General features: G+C 68.0%; 5 protein-coding genes. 3 read left to right on the top strand and 2 right to left on the bottom strand.

Translation table 11 applies throughout. The features are described from left to right. The coding region (locus E4L96_RS24030; protein ID WP_220433385.1) for a hypothetical protein at window positions 1-221 on the bottom strand (221 nt) is incomplete at its 3' end. Window positions 222-276: 55 nt separating this feature from the next. Between E4L96_RS24030 and argA the strand changes: the two genes are divergently transcribed. The 3 genes from argA to E4L96_RS03650 all read left to right on the top strand — a co-directional run bounded on the left by argA (window position 277) and on the right by E4L96_RS03650 (window position 4,201). Next, window positions 277-1,587: an amino-acid N-acetyltransferase gene (gene argA / locus E4L96_RS03660; protein ID WP_135205875.1), complete on the top strand. Its 1,311-nt coding sequence runs from the start codon at window positions 277-279 to the stop codon at window positions 1,585-1,587. A 28-nt stretch (window positions 1,588-1,615) separates the two neighbouring features. Then, window positions 1,616-1,888, top strand: coding sequence for an oxidative damage protection protein (locus E4L96_RS03655; protein WP_135205874.1), 273 nt, complete (start codon window positions 1,616-1,618; stop codon window positions 1,886-1,888). A 153-nt stretch (window positions 1,889-2,041) separates the two neighbouring features. Next, window positions 2,042-4,201, top strand: coding sequence for a putative bifunctional diguanylate cyclase/phosphodiesterase (locus E4L96_RS03650; RefSeq protein ID WP_229414208.1), 2,160 nt, complete (start codon window positions 2,042-2,044; stop codon window positions 4,199-4,201). A gap of 97 nt (window positions 4,202-4,298) precedes the next feature. On the opposite strand, the gene E4L96_RS03645 is transcribed toward E4L96_RS03650, so the two are convergent. Continuing rightward, the coding region (locus tag E4L96_RS03645; protein ID WP_135205873.1) for a hypothetical protein at window positions 4,299-4,629 on the bottom strand (331 nt) is incomplete at its 5' end.

Below are 4,629 nucleotides of genomic sequence, written 5' to 3'. Positions count from 1 at the left end.
GGCGCCGCATCCTCCACAGCCGCAGGCTTCTGCTGTGCCGCCACCAGCGGCCGCGCCGCGCGCAACTGGTCCGCGAGGCTCAGCGCCCCCTGTCCGCGCGCGCCCGCGCCGCCTTGCGGCGAAGTGGACGACGAGCCAGCGGAGGAAGCGTTGCGGGAAGAGGAAGCGGACGGGGATCGGTCGGGCGAAGCCGAAGAAGGCTTCTTGCTCTGGTCGGACATTGTTTTTTACAAAGGTTTGGGCGCGTCAAGCGCGCAGCGAATTATAATCCCGCAGATGGAAAACCCGATCCAATTCGTCCAGTGGCTGCGCTCCGTCGCCCCCTACGTCCACGCCTTCCGCGGCAAGACCTTCGTGGTCGCCTTCCCGGGTGAACTGGTGAGCGCCGGCGCCCTGCCGGTGCTGGCCCACGATCTCTCGCTGCTGCAGGCCCTCGACATCAACGTCGTCATCGTGCACGGCTCGCGCCCGCAGGTCGCCGAGCAGCTCGGGCTGCGGAACGTCGAAGGCCGCTTCCACAACGGCGTACGTATCACCGACCCCGCCGCCATGGAGTGCGCCAAGGAGGCCGCCGGCGAACTGCGCCTGGACATCGAGGCCGCCTTCAGCCAGGGCTTGCCCAACACGCCGATGGCGCACGCCGCGATCCAGATTATCTCGGGTAACTTCGTCACGGCGCGCCCGCTAGGCGTGATCGACGGTGTCGACCACGAGTTGACCGGCATGGTCCGCAAGATCGCCGCCGAAACCATCCACCGCATCCTGGCCAGCGACTCGCTGGTGCTGCTCTCGCCGCTCGGGTTCTCGGCCACCGGCGAGATCTTCAACCTGACCATGGAAGACGTGGCCGCATCGGCCGCCGTCGAGCTGCACGCCGATAAGCTGATCTTCATCACCGAGACCAATATGATGAAGGACGCCGGCGGCACCGAGATCCGCGAGCTGTCCAGCCACCAGGCCGAAGCCGTCCTGCAGGCGGGCTTCCTGCCCGATGCCGCCGCGTTCTACCTCAAGCACGCGATCAAGGCCACCAACGCGGGCGTGGACCGCGCCCATATCGTGCCGTTCGCGATGGACGGCTCCACCCTGCTGGAGCTGTTCACCCACGACGGTGTGGGCACCATGATCTCGCACGAGAACCTGGAGTCGCTGCGCCAGGCCACCATCGACGACGTGGGCGGCATCATCAAGCTGATCGAACCGCTGGAAGCCGACGGCACGCTGGTCAAGCGCGGCCGCGAACTGATCGAGCGCGAGATCGGCAACTTCAGCGTGATCGACCACGACGGCGTGATCTTCGGCTGCGCCGCCCTGTATGGCTTCCCGCAGGAGAAGATGGCGGAAATGGCCTGCCTGACCGTGAATCCCGAAGTGCAGGGCCAGGGCGACGGGGACCGCATCCTCAAGCACATGGAAAACCGCGCCCGCGCGGCCGGCTTCAAGAAGCTGTTCGTGCTCACCACCCGCACCTCGCATTGGTTCCAGAAGCGCGGCTTCGTGCCGGCCCCGGTGGACGCGCTGCCCAAGGACCGCCAGAAGATGTACAACTGGCAGCGCAAATCCCAGGTCCTCGTCAAGACCTTATAATTCTGCTTTCACGGAAAGGATTCGCACCATGGCACGCACTGTCCACTGCATTAAACTCAACAAGGAAGCCGAAGGCCTGGACTTCCCGCCGTACCCGGGTGAACTGGGCAAAAAGATCTACGAAAACGTGTCCAAGGAAGCCTGGGGCGCGTGGCTCAAGCACCAGACCATGCTGGTCAACGAAAACCGCCTGAACCTGGCCGACCAGCGCGCCCGCAAGTACCTCGCGGCCCAGATGGAAAAGCATTTCTTCGGCGAAGGCGCCGACCAGGCAGCCGGCTACGTCCCGCCGAGCGCCTGAGCACCCGCTAGACTCCTCCGCGGCGCGCCACTCCGGCGCGCCCGCCTGCTGTCCCAAACCGTGCTGGGGAACAGCCGCCTTCCGCCGAATCGTGGCACCATACCACTGTAAGTACGCTGCACCCATCCTTTGCGCATCTGGCGGAGGTCCCCCATGGCAGGCAAACGCAGTGGCAGTCCCGCGGACGACAGCACCCGTCTGGCCGTGTCGCCGCGCGCGGTCGACATGTTCGCCGACCGGGACCGGCTGCGGGACCTGCTCGACCATGTCCCCGCCGGCATCGTGATCCACGAGCCGGATGGCAGCGTCGATGCTGCCAACGGCCCGGCTTCCACGCTCCTGCAGCGCACCTGGGCCCAGCTGTTCCGAGCCCCGGCGACGGACGCGTTCTGGAAATTCGTGCGTCCGGACGGCAGCCCGATGCCCGCCGAGGAATTCCCCGTCAATCAGGTGATGGCGCGCTGCGCCCCGGTGGCGGACGTGGTGGTCGGGGTGCCGGTGGCGGATGGGGTGCGCTGGATGCTCTGCAATGCCTACCCGGTGTTCCACGAGGACCACCGCATTCGCCACGTGGTGGTCTGCTTCACCGATTGCACCAAGCTAGTGGAGGCCGAGCACTCGCTACGCACCTCCGAGGAACGCCTGCGGCTCGTCCTGCAGGGCACCACCGATGCCGCCTGGGACCTGGACCTGCGCAGCGGCCGCGCCTACCTCTCGCAGCGCTGGTGGGCCATGCTGGGCGAAACCGGCCAGAGCGAGGACGCGACCATCGACACCATGTGGGGCCGCATGCCGCCCGCCGAGAGGGAGCGGGTGCAGGAAGCCCTGGCGGCCTTCCTGGCCACCGACCGCACCAGCTTCCAGATCGAATACTCGATGTTCCACCACGACGGCCACCTGATCCCGGTACTCGCGCGCGGCTACGCGCTGCGCGATACGCAGGGTTCGGCTCTGCGCCTGTCCGGCACCAACACCGATCTCACCGCGCAGAAGGAGACCGAGCGCCGCATCTACGAGCTGGCCTTCCTCGATCACCTGACGGCGCTGCCCAACCGCCGCCTGCTGGTCGAGCGGCTGGAGCTGGCGCTGGACCGCGCCAGCCGTACCGGTGCGGCGGGGGCACTGCTGGTTATCGACCTGGACAACTTCAAGCTGCTCAACGAATCGCTCGGCCACGAGACCGGCGATGCGCTGCTGCGCGAGGTCGCCGCGCGCCTCAAGCACGCGGTGCGCAGCAGCGACCAGCTGGCCCGCCTGGGCGGCGACGAGTTCGTGGTGCTGCTGGAGGATCTGGGCCGCGACCAGGAAACCGCCGCGCTGGAGGCCAACGTGGTGGCGCACCAGGTCATTGATGCGCTGAGCCGCCCGTTCGACCTGGCCGGCCGCTCGGTCTACACCTCGCCCAGCATCGGCATCGCCACCTTCGCACGCGGCGATGGCAGCGTGGACGAAGTGCTGCGCCAGGCCGACATGGCGATGTACCAGGCCAAGCGCGAAGGCCGCAACACCAGCCGCTTCTTCAGCGACCAGCTGCAGCGCACCGTGGCCCGGCGCGGAGGACTGGAGCACGACCTGCGCGAGGCGCTGGCCAACCACGAGCTGGTGCTCTACTGCCAGCCGCAGGTCGATCTGTACGGCCGCGTGCTGGGCGGCGAGCTGCTGCTGCGCTGGCACAACCAGCAGCGTGGCTGGGTCGAGCCGAGCGACTTCATTCCGCTGGCCGAGTCGCTGGGCCTGATCCGTCCCATCGGACGCGATGTGCTGTGGCAGGGCTGCGAGCTGCTGGCGCGCTGGGCGCACGATCCCCGTTTGGCGGAGATGAGCCTCGCGGTCAACGTCAGCGTGCAGCAGCAGCGCGAGCCGGACTTCGTGCAGGAGGTGCGCGATGCGCTGGTCGGCACGGGCGCCAATCCGGAGCGGCTGGTGCTGGAGCTGACCGAGACGGTGTTTGCGGAAGACTTGCGCGACACGGTGGCCAAGATGTGGGCCGTGCGCGAACTGGGTGTGCGCTTTGCGCTGGACGATTTCGGGACCGGCTATTCGTCGCTCAGCTATCTCACGCGGCTGCCGATCGATTTGCTGAAGATCGACCGCTCCTTCGTGCACGCGGCGCCGGACGACCCGACGGCGGCCGTGATCGTGGATGCCATCACGGCGATGGCCAACAAGCTGGGGCTGGAATTGCTGGCCGAGGGCGTGGAGACCGAGGAACAGCGAGCGCTGCTGGCCGCATCGGGCTGCCGCAAGTTCCAGGGCTTTTTGTTCGACACCGCCCTCCCCGTCGACCAGTTTGCGGCGCGCTACGGGATGTAAGGGTGAGGGTGCGCGCAGGGCGCGGCCGCGCTCACGCGGCCACGCACGCCGACGCAGGGACGCAGCGCCGCGCGCGCGGTCAGCGCAGTCAGCGCGTTCAGCGCGCGTAGCGCTGGCACTGGCGCAGTTCGCAGCGCGCCATGAACACCTGGCCGTTGTCGCAGGCGATACGGTAGATCTCCACCGGGCCGGGCTCGGACACCAGCGCGGCGCCGACCTGCGTCGTGCACTGCGCCGTCTCGCGCGCCAGCTTTTCAACCGTGGACGAGGACACACCGAGGCGGAACTGCACGCGCTCGATCGCCACGCCGTCGACGGTGGCCAGCGGCTGCCCATCGGCACCAACCGCGGGGCGCGCCTTCTGCACCACCGGCGCCGGTTCGGCGACCGCAGGCTTGTGCAGCGATGCGTAGGCCGCGCAGCCGCCC

The sequence above is a fragment of the Zemynaea arenosa genome, from assembly GCF_004614185.1.
GTDB classification, from domain to species: domain Bacteria; phylum Pseudomonadota; class Gammaproteobacteria; order Burkholderiales; family Burkholderiaceae_D; genus Telluria; species Telluria arenosa.
Note: the sequence above shows the minus strand (reverse complement) of the source record. Positions and strands in the feature narration are given on the sequence as shown.